Consider the following 19,906-nt stretch of genomic DNA (forward strand, 5'->3'; position numbering starts at 1 on the left):
ACGCTTCGATCTTGCGGGTGATCGATATTGCTTATTCCCCTTAAGGTCCGGCGTATGACTGCCGAATCCGTCCGGCCATTCGTTGTGAATTGTGTCCGGATCGTCATAGGCTAGGTCAATTTATGTTATGATTAAAGCGAAAAAGTTTCGCTCACGTCGGATGTGACGATCAAAGCCGACAAGTGTTGCATTTCGGCGATTGATCGTGATCTGTAACTTTCTGCGAATTACGGAATAATTCGGTTGTCACGCGGCGTGGCTTGGGCAAGATGCGGGGACAATCGTTTCCGGAGTTCCGATGAGCCCGTCCCGTTCCGCCTATTCTGGCCCCCAATCCGAGATCACCGTTCGCGGTGTGATCCTCGGTATCGTCATCACGCTGGTCTTCACGGCCGCGCAGGTCTATCTGGGATTGAAAGTCGGGCTGACCTTCGCCACCTCGATCCCGGCGGCGGTCATTTCGATGGCGCTGTTGCGCGCGTTCAAGACGGCAACCATTCAGGAAAACAATATCGTCCAGACCATTGCCTCGGCGGCGGGGACGCTGGCCTCGGTCATCTTCGTCCTGCCGGGATTGCTGATGATCGGCTGGTGGTCGGGCGTACCGTTCTTCCCGACCTTTGCCGCTTGCGCCATCGGCGGCATTCTGGGGGTCATGTACACCATTCCGCTACGCCGGGCTCTGGTCTCGCAATCGACCCTGCCATACCCGGAAGGCGTCGCCGCCGCCGAGGTGCTCAAGGTCGGCACGTCGTCACGCGAAGGGGCCAATGAAGGCAAGGCCGGTCTGTGGGCCGTCATTCTGGGGAGTATAGCCTCGGCGGTCTATGCGGCTCTGGCCGCCGCCAAGGCGCTGGCCGGGGAAATCGCGGCCTTTTTCAAGGTCGGCACCGGCGCAACGGGTATCGCGGGTGCCAGTTCTCTGGCCCTGATCGGCGCCGGACACCTGATGGGGATCACAGTCGGCGTTGCCATGCTGGTCGGGCTGATCATCGCGTGGGGGGCGGCGGTGCCGATCCTGACCAATCTTATTCCGGCGGTCGACGGTGCGTCGCTGGCCGAACACGCGGGCAAGGTATGGAGCACCAAAGTCCGTTTTCTCGGCGCGGGCGCCATCGGTGCGGCGGCGATCTGGACCCTGTCCAAACTGATCGTGCCGGTGTGGGGCGGGCTGATGTCGGCCCTGGAGGCGTCGCGCGCTGCTAAAAGCGGCGGTGAGGGTCTGCCGCGTGAAGAGCAGGACATCCCGGTCGCCATCGTCGGTCTTGTCGTGCTTATTTCGCTCGTCCCGGCGGGCTGGTTGCTGGCGCATTTCGCCGGAACCGGTGTGCTGGCGTCGCTGGCCCTGCCGCTGGCCGTTGCGGGCGTCATCTATATCGCGCTGGCCGGGCTTCTGGCCGCCGCCGTCTGCGGTTACATGGCAGGCCTGATCGGCTCGTCGAACTCGCCCGTGTCGGGCATTGCCATCCTGACCGTTCTGGGGGCGTCGCTGCTGGTCGGTGTCATCGGCCACAACGTCATCGGCCCCGACGCCGGTCAGGCGCTGGTGGCCTTCGCCCTGTTCGTCACGACGGTGGTGCTGGCCGTTGCGGTGGTCGGCAACGACAATCTTCAGGATCTCAAGACCGGACAACTGGTGGGTGCGACACCGTGGAAGCAGCAGGTCGCGCTGGTGATCGGCGTGCTGGCCGGGTCCGTGGTCATCCCGCCGGTCCTCGATCTGCTCAACCGCGCCTATGGTTTTGCCGGTGCGCCGCACGCCAATGCCATCGCGTCCGACCCGCTGGCCGCGCCTCAGGCGACGCTGATTTCGACCCTGTCGAAAGGCGTGATCGGCGGCGATCTCGACTGGGGTTTGCTGGGTGTCGGCGCCCTGATCGGCGCGGCGCTGGTCATTATCGACATCGTCATTCGCAAGGCATCGAAAGAACGCCTGAGCCTGCCGCCGCTGGGCGTCGGTCTGGCCATCTATCTGCCGTCGGCGGTGACCGCGCCGGTCGTGCTCGGTGCCTTTGCCGGCTGGATATTCGAGCGCCTGAACCGCGGCAAGCCGTGGGGCGAAGCCGCCGGTCGACTGGGCGTGTTGATCGCGTCCGGCTTCATCGTCGGCGAAAGCCTGTTCAATGTGGCTCTGGCGGCGATCATCGTCCTCAGCGGCAACGGCGCGCCTCTGGCCATTCCCACGCCGCTGGGCGAAGAACCGCAGATGCTGATTGCGCTGGTTCTGGCTGTTGTCGGGGTTGCGGGGCTCTATGGCTGGTGCCGCCGGTCGGCCCAGAAAATATGACGGTCCAAAAGACGGCCTGAACGATGATGACCCCCAGTGCCGCCTTGCTCGATCGCGTCCAGACGGCGTTTCTTGAGCACGGCTACCAGAACCTGTCGATGGTAACCCTGGCCGAGGTGTGCGGATTTACGCGGCGCTCGCTGTACAACTACTTTTCCAACAAGGAGGAGGCGTTTCAGGCGATGTTCCGGCAGCACAATGTCGATCTGATCGCGCGGGCCATGAATACAGGGCAATATCTGCGCGACGACGGCGCCAGTGTTCTGGATATCCTGTCGGCGGTGCTGGACGTACGCTATGGTGATACCTGGCGGTTGATCCAGCCATCGCCGCACGCTCTGGAAATCAAGGGGACGGTGTTTCGTCTGTGTACCGGGATCATGATCCAGCTGGCTGTTGATTTTCAGGCGCGTCTGGCCGGGTTGATCGAGATGCTGGCGGCGGCGGGACAGCTCAGCCTCAAGCGCGACTACGGTGCCGCCGAACTGGCCCAGATGCTGGCCGACGCCGCGCGCGGCGTCAATCAGGTCTATCCGGCCCTGCCTCTGGATCAGTTGTCGGGGCAGTACCGTCGTATCTGCCGCGCCATTTTGTACGGTTATCTGGACGAGGCCTGACATTTCTCAAAAGCAAGCGTTTTGAGAAAATTTTACGCTTGCAAGTCGTATCAAACCGGGCATATTGTGCGGCGCACATTGGGGGGCAAAACGGGGGAACTTCCGGCCACCGACTTCCGGTGCTTTTGCCGTCATCCTATTGGACGGGCCGGTTTTTATTAGGTTTTTCATTTAATTAGCGCCCCGGCTTGCAAAGGCCGGGGCGTCTTTTATGGTAAATGCCCGGAGGGACCCACATGACGACGCCGGATAGCTATATGGACGGGCTCAAACATCCTGAAAAACCTCTGATCGAGGCATTGTGCGGGGTCGTGCGGGCGCTCGATCCGCAGGTCGTCGAGATCGTCAAATGGAACGCACCCAGCTTCGTCTATGACGGCAAGGATTTCGCGACGCTGCATTTGCGCGCCAAACGCGGAATCGGCCTGATCCTGCATACGGGCGTCAAGGCGAAGGACCACAGCGGCTTTGCGCCCATCGACGATCCGCAGGGTCTGCTGAAATGGCTGGCGGCGGACCGGGCGATGATCAGTTTCGACAGCCTGGAGACACTGAAAGCCGGTGAAGCCGTCTTGACGGCCATTTTGCGCCAATGGCTGACGCGGCTCTAAGCCTTCAAAAATGCGTCAAGCCGCTTTGCAAATGGTATCGGGCGTGATCAAATCGACTGGACAAGATTGGAGTGCCTGAAATGAGCCTGTCTGACATCCCTGTAAAACCCGTCCACGCCGATGGCGCGACCTATTATATGCATCCGCATCCGCGCTCGCCGTTTTCGGAAGCGGTGCAGGTCGGCGGCGTGATGTACCTGTCGGCCATGATCGGGCTGGACGGGCAAGGGCGTCTGGTTGATGGATTCGAGCCGCAGGTGCGCCAGATCATGAGCAATTCGCAGGCGATCCTGAAGCGCTACGGACTGGGGCTTGAACACGTCTTCAAGACGACGGTCATGCTCAAGGACATGACGCACTGGAGCGCCTTCAATCGTATCTACAAGCCCTATTTTCATCCGACGCGCCTGCCGGTGCGCACGGCCTTCGGGGTGAGCGATCTGGCCTACGGCGCCGAGGTCGAATTGGAATTTCAGGCGTTCGTGCCGCACGGCGGATAATCGGAATAGAGCAGGGGTAATATGCGCGCGTGGTTTATCAGTGGGGTCATGACCCTTTTGCCGATGATGGTCGTGGCGCAGGGCTTGCCCGCTCCGGCGGCGATCGATGCCGAGGTGCGTCAGGCGATGGCCACCACCGGGGCCAAGGGGCTGGCTATTGCGGTCATCGACGACGGCAAGGTCGACTATGTTCAGGCCTATGGGGTGCGCAACGTCAAGGGCGACCCGCTCACCGTCGATACGGTCATGTACGGGGCTTCGCTGACCAAGTCCGTCTTTGGTTACCTTGTCATGCAGCAGGTCGAAAAGAAGACGATGGCGCTTGATGCGTCCATCGCCGACTATCTGCCGCAACCGCTGACCAGCTACCATACGCCCGACATCATCAACCGCTACGCCGACTGGTCGGGGCTGGACGCGCGCTGGCGCAAGTTGACGCCGCGCATCCTGCTCAATCACGGTTCGGGGTTCTCGAATTTCGGTTTTCTGGAGCCTGACGGGAAGCTGAAATTCCACTTCGATCCGGGAACGCGCTACGCCTATTCCGGCGACGGGCTGATTACTCTGCAATTCGTGATGGAGACAGGGCTCGGTATCGATGTGGGCCAGGCCGCGAACGCTGTGTTCATGAAGCTGGGCATGAAACGCACCAGTCTGATCTGGCGCAGCGATTTCGCCACCAATCTTGCCGACGGCTGGGATGCTGAGGGCAAGGTCGAACCGCATGACGAGCGTTCCAAGGTGCGGGCGGCGGGATCTATGGACACTACCATCACCGATTTCGCAGCCTTCGCGGCGGCCTATGTGCGGGGCGACGGTCTGAGTCCCGCGGGCCGCGCCGAGCTGGTCCGCCCGCAATTGCCGATCACCACGAAGTCGCAGTTCAATTCATTGCAGGCCGAACTGCCAATTGATCAGCGGCGTAAGGATCTGGCTGCCGGTCTGGGGGTGATCGTTTTCGAGGGACCGCAAGGCCGCGGCTTTTACAAGGGCGGCCATAACGATACGACCGGCAACACATGGGTTTGTGTCGATAAATCAAAGCGTTGCGTGGTTATTCTGTCGAACGACGTGCGCGCGGAAAAGGCGTTTCCGAGGTTGGTCAAATTCGTCCTTGGCGATACAGGTGTACCCTACGATTGGGAGTACGGATTCACGCCGGTTCAGCCTTAGCACGGATCGTTATGGGGTTTGGGGTCTCAGACCCCACAAAGCATTATCTTTTCAAATAGAAAATCCCGTCAATGGATTGACGGGATTTTCTATTTGATAGGCAAGACTTGGGGCCGCAGGCCCCAAACCCCATAACGATCCTTGCTATTGGCTGGCCCAGACGATCCGCGCGATCCACGCTACCTGCGCCCGTTCCAGCACCCGATTGGCAAAGCTGGGGTTGATCGAGCGCAGTTCCACCTGCAACGCCGTCTGACGCACCAGTTCCTTGGCCATGACCTCATCGTCGGTGGTGCGCACCACCACCCGATCGCCGCGCCTCAGGTTCTGGGTGTGCGGATCGACGATGATCCGGTCGCCGTCGCGATACAGCGGCAGCATGGAATCGCCTGAGATTTCCAGCGCATAGAGCCCGCTTTCGCCCGCCGGCAAAGCGATTTCGTCCCAGCCCTGACCAACGGGAAACCCCGCATCGTCGAACAGACCGTCATTGCCGGCCTGGGCGAAGCCGATCAAAGGCACACCGGTCTGAATGCGCCGGTTTTCGGTAAGGGCGGCGAAGTCCGAAAAGCTGAGCGACGTTGCGTCGAGCAATTTGGCGAGGCTTTCGGTCGAAGGCCAGCGTGGCCGTGCGGCGCCCGCATCGTTCTCAGCCAACGACACGCGTTTGGATTTGTTGAAGCTGGTGGGGTCGAGCCCGGCCAGACGCGCCAGACCCGAAGGCGTCGTATCGAGCCTTTGCGCCAGCGCATCGATGGCGCTCCAGATGTCGGCATGAGACAGGGGCATTTGGCTACGGGCTTAGGAATATTGACGCATATTGAATGGATAAATAGGAAAATCAACCTATTTTTGGGATTTAAGTCCTTTTCGCCGCTTTCGCGCGATAAAAGCGCCAGTGACGATTGCCAAGAGCACAACGTACCCCGAAAGGGTCATGGCGGTGTAATAGGCCCAGCCCTGAATGCGCGGATCGCTTAGACGCACGATCGGAATCATCACGGCGATGAGTTGAAAACCAAGCGCCCATACGGGCCAGGGATGCGGCGATTTCCAGCATAGGGCTACCAAGGCAATTAAAAGAGCGCCGTCTAACCCTGGGTTGATTCCTGGAGCCGTCAAGCCCACATAGTAGAGTCCGGCCTGCAAGCCGAAGGTGGTGAGATAGGCCGCGCCCCCCAGTCTTTCGCGCGGTCCTCCGATAAGCAACGCCGTCAGGCACCCCGTCAGCACCAGAACCAGCGATATCTGGCTCAGCAAAGTCCCCAACATGTGCTGCAATCCCCTTCCTAACCCCGACCGGTACAGTTTTAAGGGCAGGAAGGGGAAAGCTCAAGCGCGATGGCGGATTAGGCCGCCTGTTCCGGAGTGACGAGACGGCCGGTCGGGCCGTCCTTATCGTCTTTTTCCGGCTTGTCGTTGATCGGCACCACGGCCGACGGCGAAAGGCCGACCTGAGTCTGCACCTGACGTAGCGCCGCGTGGGCGGCGCTCATATGCTCCTGCGCATCACGCAGGGCGATCATCGCTTCCAGAGTATGTTTATGGACGTCGGCGCCGATGATGGCCGACATATTGATCGCGCGACGCGACGTGACATAGGTTTCGATCAGGTGCGCCGCTTCGGTCAGGGCGGTGTCGATCGCCTCTTCCGAGGCGTGAAGTTGCGCGGTCAGGGCGCGGGCGACGTTGATCTTCTTTTCTTTAGACATGAATGGTCCCCTAATATCAAAAGATGTAACGTTACAAATAAAACGCATAACGTGCATATAGGAATGCATGCAATCTTACGGCGCGCAACAGGAAAATGCGCCCATTGGTAAGTTTTTATTCCTTTGCAATCTTAAGGCGTATTCAGCCGATCAGGAAATGTGCCTGAAGCGTGGCGATGGGCTGTTCCCTCATCTCCTGCCAGGCCCATACCTCGACATTGGCAATGGTGCGGCCGACGCGGTTGATTCGCGCCCGCGCATAGGTGTCGATCGGCTTGCCGGGACGCAGGTACTGAATATTGACATCGACGGGCTTGGGGATGTGGTCGAAGTTCTCGAAGACCGATAATTGCGCCGTGGCGGTCAGTTCCAGAAAGGCGCCTAGCGATCCGCCGTGCAGGGCCGGCAGCATGGGGTTGCCGATCAGATGCGGAGAAAACGGCATATGCGTGGTCAGCTCATTGCCGGCCAGCTCCAGACGCAGGTCAAGAAACCGCGCGAAGGGAATGACTTTGAACAGGTCTTCCGGCCCGGAGATCATCATGTCGGCGATCATCAGTGTATCTCCCGCGCCTTGAGGCTGGGGTGCGAGATGATGAAGGCCGACTGCGCCGCCGCCACGGGATCGTCCATGCGCTCGTCATAGGCGAAGCCGCGCACGAAGCCGACCGTATGGGTCAGGCGGTAGCATCGGGCCGTCACGATCAGGTCGCGATCGGGGACTGCGGGACGCATATAGTCGATGCGCAGGTCGAGCGTGGCGATGGGTTTGAACTCATCCAGCGCATCCCACACCGACATGCCGCAGGCGTGATCGAGAACGGCGGTGACGACGCCGCCTGCAATGACGCGGGTATGAGGATCGCCGACCAGATCGTCGCGGTAGGGCAGGCACAGACTGACGCCTTCGGGCGTGCAACCCACATAATAGGCGCCGATGGCCTTCATGTAGGGGATATTGTCGACAAGCAGATTGAAGCTTTCGTGGAACGGCCTGTGTGACATTAAATACGCCTTCGCCCTGTAGAATATTGTTCTTATGGAATTATTTTTGCTGGTTAAACGCCCGCCCGTCGATCGATTTGGCCGCACCATGACGCAAATTGACTCTTTCGTCAAAAAGAATGATGACGCCATCCGACGCTAAGCCGTCACAAAATCCTTGCAAATTTAACGAAACCGTTTCTTTACAAGCGATCCCGGCCCTCCCATCTGCCGGTCATAGTCCTTCCTGCCGACGAAAGTTTCCGCGCCATGTCCGATCCCGTATCCTCCCTTGAGGCCGTGCCTGCCGAACGTTCGGCCCTGGTGCTGTTTTCCGGCGGGCAGGATTCGACGGCCTGTCTGGCGTGGGCGCTGACGCAGTTCGACCGCGTGGAGACCGTGGGCTTCGATTACGGGCAACGCCACCATATCGAGATGGAGACGCGGACCAAGGTACTGGCGCGCATGCGCCGCGAATACGTCCCCGCGCAGACGAAGCTGGGCGAAGATCATGTCGTCGACCTGAAAGGCTTCGGACGCGTGGCGGAATCGTCTCTGACGCGCGATCAGGAAATCAAGATGGGCGAGCGCGGTTTGCCCAATTCCTTCGTGCCGGGGCGAAATCTGGCCTTCTTCGTCTATGCAGCGGCGGTGGCCGATCGGCGTGGGATCGACCATCTGGTCGGCGGCATGTGTGAAACGGATTTTTCCGGCTATCCTGATTGCCGCAAGGATACGCTCGATGCCATGGAGCGCGTGCTTAATCTCGGCATCGAGCGGCCCTATATCATCGACACGCCGCTGATGTACCTGACCAAGGCCGAGACCTGGGCCATGACGCACGATCTGGGCGGCGACGCTCTGGTCGAGGTCGTGCTGGAGGAGACCCACACCTGCTATATGGGCGAGCGCGGTGAGCGCCATGTGTGGGGCTATGGTTGCGGCACCTGTCCGGCGTGCGAACTGCGCGCCAACGGGTTCGAACAATGGCGCGCCGCCAAATGACCTACAGTTTCAAAGAAATATTCCTGACTCTTCAGGGCGAGGGCGGTCAGGCAGGCCGCGTGGCAGTCTTTGCACGCTTCGCCGGGTGCAACCTGTGGAGCGGGCGTGAACAGGACCGCGTCACCGCGGCCTGTACGTTTTGCGACACCGATTTCGTCGGCACGGACGGCGAAAATGGCGGCAAGTTCACTACGCCCGACGCCGTGGTTGCGGCGCTGGATGCGCAATGGGGTAGCATCGATACGACGGAAAAGTCGGTGGTCTTCACCGGCGGCGAGCCGCTGTTGCAACTGGACGCGCCGCTGATTGCCGCGGTCAAGGCGGCGGGCTATTTCATCGCGGTGGAGTCCAACGGCACAGTGCGCGCACCGGCGGGTATCGACTGGTTGTGCATCTCGCCCAAGGGCGAGAACCGCGTTCACCAAACCTCGGGTCAGGAATTGAAGCTGGTCTGGCCGCAGGACAATGTCGATCCGGCGGAGTTCACGGATATGGCCTTCGAGCGCTTCTATCTGCAAGCCAAAGATCCGCTCGATCAGGACCCGGCGGTTCGGGCCCTGCATACGCAGAAGGTCATCGACTACTGCCTGACCCACCCGCAATGGCGGATGAGTGTCCAGACGCACAAGATGGTCGGGCTTAAATAAGCGAGCGCATTCCAAAAAGTGTGAAGCGGTTTTTGGAATCAAATGCGCGATAATTAATTAGTCGATGCTGCCGAGCGCCCACCGCGCGACCGGCGGCGACGGCGCGTCTTCTTTTTGACCATCGACAGCAGCAGGCCTTCGCGCAGGCCGCGGTCGGCGACGCGCAGACGGTCGCACGGCCACAGGTTCTGCACGGCCTCAAGAATAGCCGCTCCGGCCAGCACCAGATCGGCGCGATCCTTGCCGATACAGGGTTCGCCTTCACGCCCCGATTGCCCCAGACTGAGCAGGCGGTCGATAACGGCGCGGCACTGGTCGTGGCTCATCCACAGGCCGTCGACCTTGGAGCGGTCGTAACGTTCCAGCCCCAGATGCATACCGGCCAGCGAGGTAATGGCGCCGGACGTGCCGACGATATAGGCGTCCTGTGCGTCGAAATGCGGGCGCAGGGATTCGGGGCCTTTGAAATCCTGAATGGCGGCCTGCACGTCGGCGACCATGCTGTCGAACCATACCTGCTTGTCGCCGGTGGCGGGTTCCGGGAAGCGTTCGGCCAGATTGACCACGCCCTTGGGGATCGAAATCCAGTGTTGCGGCTTGGGCGCGCCGCGCGTCGCCGACAGGCCGTGCGCGCCGTTGCGGCCCGATTTCGGCGCAGGGGCTTCCAGCGACAGCCAGGAAATCTCGGTCGAGCCGCCACCGACATCCATCACAATGGCCGCCTTGGCGTCGCCTTCGAGCAGCGAGGCGCAGCCGACGACCGACAGACGCGCTTCTTCTTCCGGCGGGATAATGGTCAGCTTGAGGCCGGTTTCCTGTTCGACACGACGAATGAAGTCGGGGCCGTTCTTGGCGATGCGGCAGGCCTGGGTGGCAACGGCGCGTATCTTGACCACCTGACGGCGGCCGACCTTTTCGGCGCACAGTTTCAAAGCCGCCAGGGCGCGATCGATGGCGCGGTCGCTCAAACGACCGCTCTGGCTGAGGCCTTCGCCCAGACGGACGATGCGCGAAAAGGCTTCAACGATGCGGAATTGCCCATTGTGCCACGCCGCGATCATCAGGCGGCAATTATTGGTCCCAAGGTCGAGGGCGGCGTAAAGCGGCGCCTGATCGAGGCCCGTATCGTGGCGCGCCGGTGGACGCGTGCTCCGGGACTCCGGTTTTACGGAATCTGGCCTTGTACGGGACTCCGATGGCCCGCCGGTCCCCCGCCGGGGCGGAGGGCCCTTTTTTGAGGGAGCCTGACGCATGGCTCGTACCCCGCTATATCGATGTGAGGATGAGGCGGTCAAAATGAGCGCGTCATCAAGTTGTCATCACCCTAAATCGCATTCCCCGTTACGCAAAGCGCTTTTGTGTTAATTTCGAAAGCGACCTTCGCGCGTTTCTAAGCGACGCGATATTGTGGCCGAAAACCGTTTCACACTTTTGGCTTCTCCGAACTTCGTTTCGGCATATCGCTGTGCATGAAAAGCGGGTTCGGCGAACAACTGCCGGGAGAAGGGGCGAGGCGGGGCTAAAAAGTCGGGCTACAGATTGGGGCGAACCGATTCCAATCGCGGGGGGCCAGATGACCGATCATTCCGATCCATTGCATAAGTCGCTACCCGATCTGGAGGGCGGTGACTGGGGGGCTCAGGCGCTTGATCGCTGCGCCAAATTTGGCATCGGACAACTGGTCACGCATCGTCTGTTCGATTTTCGTGGCGTGGTCTTCGACGTCGATCCGGAATTTTCCAATACCGAAGAATGGTGGCTGGCCATTCCGGAATCCGTGCGCCCACAAAAGGATCAGCCCTTTTACCACCTGTTGGCCGAAAATGGTGAAAGCTGTTATGTCGCTTATGCGTCCGAGGGTAATCTATGCGCCGACGAGACGGGAGAACCTCTGCGTCACCCGCAAACCGGCCTGATCTTCGACCGCTTCGAGAACGGGCGCTACCTGCCCAAGGCCAGACTTGCCAATTAGCCTGTCTGGGTATTCTGGCTAATTGAACGTCGTTCGTCATAAAGCGAAATCATTCGTGGGTGGGCGTTCATAAACGCGCCGCAATTTTGCCGTGGTGCGCGGTCTTCCTATGCGCGAAAATCGTTTGCGTTCAGCGCGCTTACATCTGCGGTTCATAATGGGAATTTTATGGTTAGGCATCAGATAAGCATAAAAAAAGCTCACCAATTCTGGAAGAATTGGTGAGCCCGCTGGGACTCGAACCCAGGACCCTCTGATTAAAAGTCAGATGCTCTAGCCGGCTGAGCTACGGGCTCATCAACCTCACGAACAACGCCGCAAGCGGTGGCGTTCGGTGGGGACTTCATAGTGGGGACTTTTTGTTTTCGCAAGCGCAAGCTTTCAGTTTTATGTGTAGTTCTGTAGATAAATGGCTTACAGGTGCCGAGTGGAGGGGTTGAGACAATGAATTTCTGGCGGTTGACGCTGATGGCAGGCGGTGTGGTGTGTCTGATGGCGCCCCTGAGCGCCTGCGCGGGCCGGTCCGAAAAGCTCGAAGTCGTCGAATCCCGCGCCGTCGATGCCGATGGTCGCTCCGACGACGAATCCATAAGCAAGGTGGCCCGCAAGAGCGCGTCCGATGTCGGTGACGGTTTCGGCGACGCCATTACCGCGCCGCTCGTCGATCTCAACCTCAAACGCAAGGCCATTCCGCCGGTTCTCATCAAGGCGATGAAGAATACGTATGATCTGGCCGGAATGGACCGCTGTGAGGCGATTGCCGGTGAAGTCGCGCTGCTGGACGACGTGCTGGGGGCCGACTTCGACGAAGCGCCGGGGCCTGAGCGCAGCATGAAGGAAAAAGGTGGCAAGGCGGCGTCCGACGCCACCCTGACCGCCGTGCGCTCGGCGGCGACCGATTTCATCCCTATGCGCGGTCTGGTGCGCAAGATGACCGGTGCCGAACGTCATCAGAAAGATATGGACCGCGCCCTGGCCGCCGGTCATGTGCGCCGCGCCTATCTGAAAGGTGTCGGCATGAACAAGAACTGTGCACCGCCGGCGGCGCCGTCGTGGTTCGTGCCGAAGCAGATTCGGGTCACTGTCGAGGAACTTCCCGACACGCCGGAGCCCAAGCCGCTGCCGCCGGTGATCAAAAAGAAGAAGTAAGGGAAGGGCGCTTTTTTAAGCGCCCTTTTTCACATGCGTTTCGTGGAACCCTTTGCGGAAGGCGGCGAATTCGCCCGCCGCGATGGCCGCGCGCATCCGGATCATCAGGGCCTGAAAGAAGGCGATGTTGTGCCACGAGAGCAGCATCTGACCGAGGATTTCCTCGGCCTTGAACAGGTGGTGCAGATAGGCCTTGGAATAGTCGCGGCTGGCCGGACAATCGCTTGTGGCGTCGAGCGGCGTATCGTCCTCGGCGAAGCGGGCGTTCTTGATATTGAGCGGGCCTTCCCAGGTCCACACCTGACCGTGACGGCCCGACCGCGTCGGCAGGACGCAGTCGAACATGTCGACGCCGCGCGCCACGCCTTCGACCAGGTCGATCGGTTTGCCGACCCCCATCAGATAGCGTGGACGCTCCCACGGCAGCAATGGAGCGCAGTAGTCGAGCGTGTCGCACATGGCTTCGTGGCCTTCACCGACAGCCAGGCCGCCGATGGCGTAACCGTCGAAACCGATATCGAGCAAACGATCCGTCGATTCCCGGCGCAAGGCTTCAAACGTCGATCCCTGCTGGATGCCGAACAGGGCCTGACGGTCGCGCTGCCCGAAAGCAGCTTTCGAACGCTGCCCCCAGCGCGCCGACAATTGCAGGGCCTTTTGCGCACGGGCCTCTTCGGCGGGCCACGACACGCATTCGTCAAGCTGCATGACGATGTCGGAGCCCAAAAGGTCGGCCTGAATCTCCATCGAGCGTTCCGGCGACAGGATGTGGCGCGAGCCGTCGATATGGCTCTGGAAGGTGACGGCCTCTTCGGTGACCTTGGAAATCTGGGACAGGCTCATCACCTGAAACCCGCCGGAATCGGTCAGGATCGGACCATCCCAGCCCATGAACTTGTGCAGCCCGCCCAGACGCTTCACGCGCTCGGCGGTCGGGCGCAGCATCAGATGGTAGGTATTGCCGAGGATGATCTTGGCGTGACTCTGACGGACCATGTCGAGCGTCAGGGCCTTGACGGTGGCGGCGGTGCCGACCGGCATGAAGATGGGGGTCGGGATGTCGCCGCGAGGGGTTTTCAGGACGCCGGTACGGGCCTGACCCTCATGGGCAGTGATTTCAAAGGGGAATGCGGACATCGCGGCGTCATACAGATATCGGACGCCGGGGTAAAGTCTATCGTGCAAACCGCTCGTACATGGTGACATTATGACCTTTGTAGATCGCATCGCCGAAAGCGGCGTAACCCAGTGCAGCGGCGACCTTTTGCGACGGCGTATTGATCGGATCGATGATGCAGACGGTACGTTGGGGTCGGTTGGCGTCGAACCAGCCGTGCGCCGCCGTGACGGCTTCCAGCGCATAGCCCTGGCCCTGAACCGACGGCATCAAGGCCCAGGCGGCTTCGGGAAAGGGATCGAAGGCGTCGCCCAGACCGCGATGAAAATCGGCCAGACCGGTCTCGCCGATGAACTGGCCACTCGCCTTGTCGATAATGGCAAACAGGCCCCAGCCGAAGGCGCTCCAGTGGCCGTGATAGCGCAGCAGGCGGTGCCATACGTCCTCGCGCGATTGCGGGCTGATGCCGGACAGGCGGAAAAACGCCGGATCGCCGAACATGGCGGTCATGCCCTCATAGTCTTCGAGTATGTGTGGGCGTAGGATCAGGCGGTCGGTTTCGATCATGCCGAAAACTAAAACGGATTACTGACGCAGCACAAGGGTTCAGGCTATAAGCACCGCATGACCGCCAATATCGCACCCTTTTATGCCATCGAAATCAGCCGTATGGCCCACGCCTTGAAAGCTGAGGGGCGCTCGATCATCCATATGGAGTTCGGCCAGCCCTCGACCGGCGCACCCAGGGCCGCCATCGCCACCGCGCATGAGGTGCTCGACTCGGACGGTATGGGCTATTGGGAAAGCACGCCGCTGAAGGCGCGTCTGGCGCAATATTACCGCGACAGTTACGGCGTCGAGGTCGCGCCGGAGCGGTTCATCCTGACCTGCGGCGCATCGCCCGCGCTGGTGCTGGCCCTGACGTCGAGTTTCGCGCCGGGCGCACGGGTAGCTCTGGCGCGGCCAGGTTACGTCGCCTATCGCAATACGCTCAAGGCCCTGCATATGGAGGCGGTGGAAATCCCGTGCGGGCCGGAGGTGCGCTTTCAACTGACCGCCAAGGCGCTGGCGGCGCTCGATCCGGAACCGGACGGGGTGATTATCGCCAGCCCGGCCAACCCGACCGGCACTATCATTGCGGCGGACGAGTTAGGCGCCATCGCCGAGGTCTGCCGCGAACGGAATATCCGCATCGTGTCGGACGAAATCTATCATGGTTTGAGCTATGGCGAACCGGCGCGGTCGATGCTGGAATATGCACCCGACGCCCTGATCGTCAGCAGTTTCTCCAAATATTTCAGCATGGTCGGCTGGCGTCTGGGCTGGTTGCTGGTAGCCGAAGCGCATCTGGATACTGCGCGGGCCTATGTCGGCAATCTGTTCCTGACCGCGCCATCCCTGAGCCAGCATGCCGGTCTGGTGGCGCTGGACAGTAGGGACGAACTGGAAGGCCATGTCGAGACCTATCGCCGGAACCGGCATTTGCTGCTCGACGCCTTGCCGGAACTGGGTCTGACGACGATCGCACCGCCGGACGGAGCCTTTTACGTCTATGCCGATATCGGGCATCTGACCGGTGACAGTCTGCAATTCTGCAAGGATCTGCTGAACGAAACGGGCGTGGCAACCGCGCCGGGGATCGACTTCGATCCGGTCGAGGGGCGGCACTTTATCCGCTTCAGTTTTGCCGTCTCGAGGCCGGAGATCGAAGAGGCGGTGAGGCGTATGATTCCTTGGTTCAAAGCCAAAGGGTAAAGACGCAGGGGTCGCAGACCCCTGCACCCCGAAACCGGGCGCACAACATCGACAATTCTAGCGCGAATAGGTAAGGGGTGAAGGGGGCTGCGCCCCCTTCGGACTTATCTTGACGTGTTCGTCAGCAAGCACGCGTCGCCATAGGAGAAGAACCGGTATCCGGTCTCGATGGCGTGATCGTAGGCCGACTTCATCCGTTCCGTCCCCGCAAAGGCGCAGACCAGCATAAACAGGGTCGATTTCGGCAGGTGGAAGTTGGTCAGCAACACGTCGGCGGAATTGACGCGCACACCCGGCGTAATGAAGATCGAGGTCTCCGCCGCGAACGGGTGGATGACGCCCTGATCGTCGCAGGCGCTTTCGAGCAGGCGCAAGGCGGTGGTGCCGACGCAGATCAGCCGCCCGCCGGCCTGACGCACGGCATTGATGCGCGCGGCGGAGTCGGCGGTAATGATGCCGAATTCGGCGTGCATCTTGTGCTCGTCTGTGTCCTCGACCTTGACCGGCAGAAAGGTGCCCGCGCCGACGTGCAGGGTGATTTCCTCGGTCAAAACGCCCTTGGCGCGGATCGTCTCCAGCAGTTCCGGCGTGAAGTGCAGGCCCGCCGTGGGCGCGGCGACCGAGCCTTCGTCGCGGGCGAAGACGGTCTGGTAGTCGGTCAGATCCTGCGCGTCTTCGGCGCGTTTGGAGCGGATATAGGGGGGCAGGGGCATGCCGCCCAGCCGATGCAGACCGTTGATGACCTCGGACGGCGATTGTGTGAAACGCAGGACGTAAACGCCGTCCTCGTTCTTGCTGAGGATGTCGGCGGTCAAATCCCCAAACGCCACGCGGTCGCCTTCGCGGATGCGTTTGCCGGGTTTCAGGAACGCCTGCCAGCTTTGCCCGTCGAGCGACTTGATCAGGGTCGCTTCGAAGCTCGCGGTCTGGCCGCCGCGATCGCGCGTGCCCTTAAGTTGCGTGGGTAAGACCTTGGTATTGTTGAGGATCAGCAGATCGCCTGCCCGCAGCAGCGACGGCAGGTCGGCAACATGACGATCGTTAAGGGTGTCGGCGACCTCCAGCAGGCGCGCGGCTTCGCGCGGGGCCATCGGCCGGAGCGCGATGCGGTCTTCGGGGAGGTGGAAATCGAAATCGGAAACCTTCATCCGCGTCTAAAACGGGATCAGGCGACAAAAATCAAGAGACGAGTTTGGCGGCGCTCTCAGTCAGTTCGCCGTCGAGCCACAGATCGGCGTCGGCCATATCCTGAAAAATGCGGAAGCTGCGCGTCGGAAACTCAATGCTGTAGGCATTGGCGCGTGCCAGAACCAGCGGATCGTTGCTGACGATGGCGACCTTGCGGCCCACATCGCGGCCCTGCGCGATCGTTGCCCAGTGCTTGGCCAGACGCGCCAGTTCCTCGAACGGCACGAAGCCTTCGAAGCGGCGCATGTCGAAGGTCATGTCGTAGAGCCACACGTCGCCGACGGATTCCAAGTGCTTGGTCAGTTCGGTGACGATCTCGTTGCCGGAAATATCGCCGATATAGCGCACGGTGATGCGCTTTTGCTCTTCGTCGATGGAGAAGATCAGGCGGGATCGCATAGGTCGGGCTCTTTGGCGGGGCTTCTTGGAAACGTATTATGTCAGGAGGGGGTTAATTTTTGCCTTAAAATAAAAAAGCCGGACGAGCAAAGCGCCCGACCGGCTTTCAATTTTCGTTCTGAGGTAACGGGTTACGCGTCCGCAGCGACCTTGAAGCTGACGATCTTGCCCGGCGCGCGCGGCGGCTCACCCTTCGGCAGGGCGTCGACGTGGTCCATGCCTTCGGTCACTTCACCCCAGACGGTATATTGACCGTCGAGGAAGCGCGCATCGGCGAAGCAGATGAAGAACTGGCTGTCGGCCGAGTCAGGGTTTTGCGAGCGGGCCATCGAACAGACGCCGCGCACATGCGGCTCTTTCGAGAACTCGGCCTTGATCTTCTTGCCCGACCCGCCGTAGCCCTGGCCTTCCGGGTCGCCGCCCTGAGCCATGAAGCCCGGGATGACGCGGTGGAAGACGATGCCGTCATAGAAGCCTTCGCGCACCAGTTCCTTGATCCGCGCGACATGGTTGGGGGCGAGGTCAGGACGCAGCTTGATGCGCACGTCGCCGCTTTCCAGCGTCAGGATGAGCGTGTTTTCCAGATCTTCGGACATGGTGTCTCCTTGGTGACATAGAGAATTTTCCCCGACATAGGGTATTCGGGGCAAGAATACAAAACGAAAGTTTTAGCCATTACACTGTGAGGGCTTTTTCTCGTCCGGGCCATACATGGCGCAGGCGCGGTCTATCTCGCCCTGAATCAGGCAGGCATTGTTGATATGGCAGGGCGGGTGCGTGGCCGGACTGACCTGACGGCAGCGGTCGGCCAGTTTCTGCGCCTCCAGTTCGCCTTTTTCCTCACGGCACGTGGCGGTGGAGGCGCTGGTCGGGTTGAGCGTCGGCGCGGCGGTGGCCAGCGGCGCTTCGGAGGTATCGACGGCGGCGACCGACGCACCCGTGGCGTAGGATTCGTCCTCTTGTGTCACCGGTGCGGGTTTGCAGCCGGACAGCAGAGCCAGCGCGGTCATAAGGCATAATGTGGTGCGGATCATATGGGGCTCCTTTGCCGCGCAACCTAGCCAACTCCGCGTAAAGGCAAAATGATTTTCGCTAAATTTCTGTTTTGTCGCGATATTTTTGCGAAAAACCGCTGTACACTTTTTCGCATATCGCTCTTGCCGACAAAAGCGGTTATAGAGCGCCTCATGAGTAACGAACCAGAAGAACCGCGCCGCAAGATGGTCAAGCCGCCGACGGGCGGCAACCTGTCGGGGCGCGCCAAGGGCCACACGGCGGTCAAGACAGCCAAGCAGCGTACGCAGTCCTCGGCCAAGTGGCTTGAGCGGCAACTGAACGACCCCTTCGTGCAGCGCGCCAAGGCCGAGGGCTGGCGCTCGCGCGCGGCCTTCAAACTGGAAGAGATCGACGACCGCTTTCATATTCTGAAGCGTGGTGTGCGCGTGATCGACCTCGGCTGCGCACCCGGTGGCTGGGTGCAGATGGCCAAGAGCCGCGGTGCCGCGCACGTGGTGGGCGTCGACCTGCTGCCGGTCGATCCGATCCCCGGCGCCGAGATGATCGAGGCCGATTTCACCGATCCTGAGGTTGGGCCGCGTCTGATGGAGATGATGGGTGGCAAGCCCGACGTCGTCCTGTCCGATCTGGCGCACAATACGGTCGGCCACCGTCAGACCGACCACCTCAAGATCATGGGGCTGCTGGAGCTGGCGGGTGACTTTGCCTGCGACAATCTAAAGCCCGGCGGCACCTTTATCGCCAAGGCCTTTCAGGGCGGCGAGACCGAGCATCTGCTGCTCAAGCTGAAGCTGGCGTTTAGCGACGTGAAGCACTTCAAGCCCAAGTCGAGCCGTGCCGATTCATCGGAAATCTATATCGTGGCGCAAGGGTTCAAGGGGTAAGACCTAGCGAAGCACAGAAACGTTTTTCAGATTAATTTTCTCGCTTCGCCGCCATACGGATTCGGCAATGACGCCACTGAGAATACCGGCGGCGGTGAACAGGACGGCCATCCCAATCTCGAAAAGCTCTGCGTTACCGTTCGCAAAAATTAGCCCTAAGGCTAATCCAAGCATACCGCCAATAATGGAAAGCGTCAGGCGGTTTAAAATCCGCAGTTTTTTGCACACAAGCGCAAGGGGAAACCCGAAGCACAAGGCCAAAAATGTGCCATAGAGACCCATAAACGGACTCAAAAAAAGAGTGTTCGTAAAGTCGTGCCGGTAATAGATCCCGTTTTGCGCGAAAAAGATAATGGACATAAAACCAGCAAAAAAACTTACCGCCGTGATAGCGGTAATCGCGATAAGCGTAATGGCTAACCGGCTGACGAGTTTTTCCATTGTTCCAACCTATTTAAGATCATAATAGCGTATTTTTATTCACGACCCAATCCACATCGCCTTTTTAGTTTTGTGCGCCCGAAATGCGCGCTCGAAAGGGGCACATCATGAGCAAGTTTAAAACCGTAACCTTCACCATTCTGGGTGTCATAGCCTTTGGCGTGGTCGCGTGGGCAACCATTCCCTACTGGTCGCAGGGATCGGCGGTGGTCGAGGTCACCGGCACCACGACCAAGCGTCAGGGCGGCAAGGACCAGTATCTGGTCTTCACGACCACGGGGACGTACAAAAATACCGATAGTCTGCACTATCTGAAGTTTGATTCCTCGGACCTTCAGGGCAAGCTGAACCGGCCGGGACGTTACCGGATAAATTATTACGGGTTTCGCGTTCCGGTGCTTTCGATGTACAAGAACATCACCAAGGCCGAAACGATTGCATAGGTTTT

At 60.3% G+C, this 19,906-nt stretch carries 25 protein-coding genes and 1 tRNA gene; 12 read left to right on the forward strand and 14 right to left on the reverse strand.

Annotated features, from left to right (window positions below):
• Nucleotides 1-298: 298 nt before the first annotated feature.
• From AEYBE204_RS32690 to AEYBE204_RS32710, 5 genes are all read left to right on the forward strand, one after another.
• Nucleotides 299-2,287 carry an OPT family oligopeptide transporter gene (locus AEYBE204_RS32690; protein WP_023462790.1) on the forward strand — a complete coding sequence of 663 codons (1,989 nt, stop codon included), beginning with the start codon at nucleotides 299-301 and terminating at the stop codon, nucleotides 2,285-2,287.
• A 23-nt stretch (nucleotides 2,288-2,310) separates the two neighbouring features.
• Nucleotides 2,311-2,904, forward strand: a complete 594-nt coding sequence (locus AEYBE204_RS32695; protein WP_023462791.1) for a TetR/AcrR family transcriptional regulator — start codon at nucleotides 2,311-2,313, stop codon at nucleotides 2,902-2,904.
• A gap of 236 nt (nucleotides 2,905-3,140) precedes the next feature.
• Nucleotides 3,141-3,515: a DUF1801 domain-containing protein gene (locus AEYBE204_RS32700; protein WP_023462792.1), complete on the forward strand. Its 375-nt coding sequence runs from the start codon at nucleotides 3,141-3,143 to the stop codon at nucleotides 3,513-3,515.
• 80 nt (nucleotides 3,516-3,595) lie between these two features.
• A complete protein-coding gene (locus AEYBE204_RS32705) occupies nucleotides 3,596-4,015 on the forward strand; it encodes a RidA family protein (RefSeq protein WP_023462793.1) in 420 nt (139 codons plus the stop codon).
• 48 nt (nucleotides 4,016-4,063) lie between these two features.
• A complete protein-coding gene (locus AEYBE204_RS32710; protein ID WP_235068206.1) occupies nucleotides 4,064-5,188 on the forward strand; it encodes a serine hydrolase in 1,125 nt (374 codons plus the stop codon).
• Nucleotides 5,189-5,332: 144 nt separating this feature from the next.
• On the opposite strand, the gene AEYBE204_RS32715 is transcribed toward AEYBE204_RS32710, so the two are convergent.
• The 5 genes from AEYBE204_RS32715 to AEYBE204_RS32735 all read right to left on the reverse strand — a co-directional run bounded on the left by AEYBE204_RS32715 (nucleotide 5,333) and on the right by AEYBE204_RS32735 (nucleotide 7,905).
• The gene (locus tag AEYBE204_RS32715; protein WP_023462795.1) at nucleotides 5,333-5,977 is read right to left on the reverse strand and encodes a helix-turn-helix transcriptional regulator; all 645 of its coding nucleotides are present in this window, start codon (nucleotides 5,975-5,977) and stop codon (nucleotides 5,333-5,335) included.
• Between the two features lie 57 nt (nucleotides 5,978-6,034).
• A complete protein-coding gene (locus tag AEYBE204_RS32720; RefSeq protein WP_023462796.1) occupies nucleotides 6,035-6,460 on the reverse strand; it encodes a hypothetical protein in 426 nt (141 codons plus the stop codon).
• A gap of 77 nt (nucleotides 6,461-6,537) precedes the next feature.
• Nucleotides 6,538-6,900 (reverse strand): hypothetical protein, encoded by a 363-nt coding sequence (locus AEYBE204_RS32725; RefSeq protein ID WP_023462797.1) that lies wholly within the window; start codon nucleotides 6,898-6,900, stop codon nucleotides 6,538-6,540.
• A 142-nt stretch (nucleotides 6,901-7,042) separates the two neighbouring features.
• On the reverse strand, nucleotides 7,043-7,456 hold the full coding sequence (locus AEYBE204_RS32730; protein WP_023462798.1) for a PaaI family thioesterase: 414 nt from the start codon (nucleotides 7,454-7,456) through the stop codon (nucleotides 7,043-7,045).
• On the reverse strand, nucleotides 7,456-7,905 hold the full coding sequence (locus AEYBE204_RS32735; RefSeq protein ID WP_023462799.1) for a PaaI family thioesterase: 450 nt from the start codon (nucleotides 7,903-7,905) through the stop codon (nucleotides 7,456-7,458). The genes AEYBE204_RS32730 and AEYBE204_RS32735 overlap by 1 nt, the downstream gene beginning before the upstream one ends.
• A 249-nt stretch (nucleotides 7,906-8,154) precedes the next feature.
• Between AEYBE204_RS32735 and queC the strand changes: the two genes are divergently transcribed.
• Both queC and queE read left to right on the forward strand, forming a co-directional pair.
• On the forward strand, nucleotides 8,155-8,889 hold the full coding sequence (gene queC / locus AEYBE204_RS32740; RefSeq protein ID WP_023462800.1) for a 7-cyano-7-deazaguanine synthase QueC: 735 nt from the start codon (nucleotides 8,155-8,157) through the stop codon (nucleotides 8,887-8,889).
• Nucleotides 8,886-9,536, forward strand: a complete 651-nt coding sequence (gene queE / locus AEYBE204_RS32745) for a 7-carboxy-7-deazaguanine synthase (protein WP_031230897.1) — start codon at nucleotides 8,886-8,888, stop codon at nucleotides 9,534-9,536. Before queC ends, queE begins: the two co-directional genes overlap by 4 nt.
• A 53-nt stretch (nucleotides 9,537-9,589) precedes the next feature.
• Here queE and AEYBE204_RS32750 read toward each other — a convergent pair whose 3' ends face one another.
• Nucleotides 9,590-10,597 carry a Ppx/GppA phosphatase family protein gene (locus AEYBE204_RS32750; RefSeq protein ID WP_023462802.1) on the reverse strand — a complete coding sequence of 336 codons (1,008 nt, stop codon included), beginning with the start codon at nucleotides 10,595-10,597 and terminating at the stop codon, nucleotides 9,590-9,592.
• A 512-nt stretch (nucleotides 10,598-11,109) separates the two neighbouring features.
• Between AEYBE204_RS32750 and hspQ the strand changes: the two genes are divergently transcribed.
• Nucleotides 11,110-11,508, forward strand: coding sequence for a heat shock protein HspQ (hspQ, locus tag AEYBE204_RS0120460; RefSeq protein ID WP_023462803.1), 399 nt, complete (start codon nucleotides 11,110-11,112; stop codon nucleotides 11,506-11,508).
• Between the two features lie 219 nt (nucleotides 11,509-11,727).
• Here hspQ and AEYBE204_RS32755 read toward each other — a convergent pair.
• Nucleotides 11,728-11,804 (reverse strand) — tRNA-Lys (locus AEYBE204_RS32755).
• 148 nt (nucleotides 11,805-11,952) lie between these two features.
• On the opposite strand from AEYBE204_RS32755, the gene AEYBE204_RS32760 reads away from it, so the two are divergent.
• Nucleotides 11,953-12,657 carry a hypothetical protein gene (locus tag AEYBE204_RS32760; protein WP_023462804.1) on the forward strand — a complete coding sequence of 235 codons (705 nt, stop codon included), beginning with the start codon at nucleotides 11,953-11,955 and terminating at the stop codon, nucleotides 12,655-12,657.
• A gap of 15 nt (nucleotides 12,658-12,672) precedes the next feature.
• On the opposite strand, the gene tgt is transcribed toward AEYBE204_RS32760, so the two are convergent.
• Complete coding sequence (tgt, locus tag AEYBE204_RS32765; RefSeq protein ID WP_023462805.1) at nucleotides 12,673-13,794, reverse strand: tRNA guanosine(34) transglycosylase Tgt; 1,122 nt, start codon at nucleotides 13,792-13,794, stop codon at nucleotides 12,673-12,675.
• A gap of 37 nt (nucleotides 13,795-13,831) precedes the next feature.
• Nucleotides 13,832-14,341 (reverse strand): GNAT family N-acetyltransferase, encoded by a 510-nt coding sequence (locus AEYBE204_RS32770; protein WP_023462806.1) that lies wholly within the window; start codon nucleotides 14,339-14,341, stop codon nucleotides 13,832-13,834.
• A gap of 57 nt (nucleotides 14,342-14,398) precedes the next feature.
• On the opposite strand from AEYBE204_RS32770, the gene AEYBE204_RS32775 reads away from it, so the two are divergent.
• A complete protein-coding gene (locus AEYBE204_RS32775; RefSeq protein ID WP_023462807.1) occupies nucleotides 14,399-15,529 on the forward strand; it encodes a pyridoxal phosphate-dependent aminotransferase in 1,131 nt (376 codons plus the stop codon).
• Nucleotides 15,530-15,633: 104 nt separating this feature from the next.
• Here the strand turns inward: AEYBE204_RS32775 and queA are convergent, their stop codons facing one another.
• The 4 genes from queA to AEYBE204_RS32790 all read right to left on the reverse strand — a co-directional run bounded on the left by queA (nucleotide 15,634) and on the right by AEYBE204_RS32790 (nucleotide 18,150).
• The gene (gene queA / locus AEYBE204_RS32780; protein WP_023462808.1) at nucleotides 15,634-16,677 is read right to left on the reverse strand and encodes a tRNA preQ1(34) S-adenosylmethionine ribosyltransferase-isomerase QueA; all 1,044 of its coding nucleotides are present in this window, start codon (nucleotides 16,675-16,677) and stop codon (nucleotides 15,634-15,636) included.
• 31 nt (nucleotides 16,678-16,708) lie between these two features.
• Entirely contained in the window at nucleotides 16,709-17,116 is a 408-nt protein-coding gene (locus AEYBE204_RS0120465; RefSeq protein WP_023462809.1) for an STAS/SEC14 domain-containing protein, read from the reverse strand.
• A gap of 131 nt (nucleotides 17,117-17,247) precedes the next feature.
• Nucleotides 17,248-17,712: a peptidylprolyl isomerase gene (locus AEYBE204_RS32785; protein ID WP_023462810.1), complete on the reverse strand. Its 465-nt coding sequence runs from the start codon at nucleotides 17,710-17,712 to the stop codon at nucleotides 17,248-17,250.
• A gap of 72 nt (nucleotides 17,713-17,784) precedes the next feature.
• On the reverse strand, nucleotides 17,785-18,150 hold the full coding sequence (locus AEYBE204_RS32790; protein WP_155908404.1) for a hypothetical protein: 366 nt from the start codon (nucleotides 18,148-18,150) through the stop codon (nucleotides 17,785-17,787).
• Between the two features lie 153 nt (nucleotides 18,151-18,303).
• Between AEYBE204_RS32790 and AEYBE204_RS32795 the strand changes: the two genes are divergently transcribed.
• A complete protein-coding gene (locus tag AEYBE204_RS32795; RefSeq protein ID WP_023462812.1) occupies nucleotides 18,304-19,017 on the forward strand; it encodes an RlmE family RNA methyltransferase in 714 nt (237 codons plus the stop codon).
• A 3-nt stretch (nucleotides 19,018-19,020) separates the two neighbouring features.
• Here AEYBE204_RS32795 and AEYBE204_RS32800 read toward each other — a convergent pair whose 3' ends face one another.
• Nucleotides 19,021-19,458, reverse strand: a complete 438-nt coding sequence (locus AEYBE204_RS32800; RefSeq protein WP_023462813.1) for a hypothetical protein — start codon at nucleotides 19,456-19,458, stop codon at nucleotides 19,021-19,023.
• Between the two features lie 107 nt (nucleotides 19,459-19,565).
• On the opposite strand from AEYBE204_RS32800, the gene AEYBE204_RS32805 reads away from it, so the two are divergent.
• On the forward strand, nucleotides 19,566-19,901 hold the full coding sequence (locus AEYBE204_RS32805) for a DUF1523 family protein (protein WP_023462814.1): 336 nt from the start codon (nucleotides 19,566-19,568) through the stop codon (nucleotides 19,899-19,901).
• Nucleotides 19,902-19,906: the final 5 nt, after the last annotated feature.

This window comes from Asticcacaulis sp. YBE204 (genome assembly GCF_000495855.1).
Taxonomy (GTDB): Bacteria; Pseudomonadota; Alphaproteobacteria; order Caulobacterales; family Caulobacteraceae; genus Asticcacaulis.